We start from the raw sequence: 610 nt of genomic DNA, 5'->3' as shown, positions 1-610 counted from the left end.
ATAATTTTAAAAAAAGTAAAATATTGCCAATTAAAAAATAATTCTTTCCATTTTAATAACAAATCAAGATATTGAATAAATATAATTTTTTAAATATGATTAGATAAAATTTATTTAAGCTTTCATACTTTACAATAGCAAAGTTAATCAAAAATATTTATGACGAGAAAACCGATGTCAAAAAGAGAAAAGATTATAACAACAGCCACCACCCTCTTTAACCAGAAAAGCTATACCTCTATTGGAGTTGACTGTATTATTGCTGAATCAGGCGTTGCAAAAATGACTTTTTATAAGTACTTTTCGTCTAAAGAAAATTTAATTGAAGAATGTCTTCATCGGAGAAACTTAGAAGTCCAAGCCTCTCTATTTAATAAAATTAGCAACATTGATGACCCATTAATCAAACTTAAAAGTATTTTTAACTGGTATATTGGCTGGATCAATAAAGATGATTTCAATGGTTGTTTATTTAAGAAAGCGACAATCGAAGTCATGCAATTGTATCCCTCTCTTAAAGATCAAGTTAATGAATATCGAGAGTGGATTTACAAATTAGTTTTTTCAATATTTCTAGAGTTAGAAATCAAAGATGCTCACACGCTTACTC

Annotated in this window: 1 protein-coding gene; it reads left to right on the top strand. The window is 27.4% G+C overall.

Annotated elements, in window-relative coordinates; all coding sequences use genetic code 11:
* Positions 1 to 174: 174 nt before the first annotated feature.
* Positions 175 to 610: TetR/AcrR family transcriptional regulator (locus HUN22_RS17550; protein WP_174732050.1), on the top strand; the 436-nt coding region annotated here is incomplete at its 3' end.

It is taken from the genome of Acinetobacter lactucae (assembly GCF_013344765.1).
Lineage (GTDB): Bacteria > Pseudomonadota > Gammaproteobacteria > Pseudomonadales > Moraxellaceae > Acinetobacter > Acinetobacter lactucae_A.
Note: the sequence above shows the minus strand (reverse complement) of the source record. Positions and strands in the feature narration are given on the sequence as shown.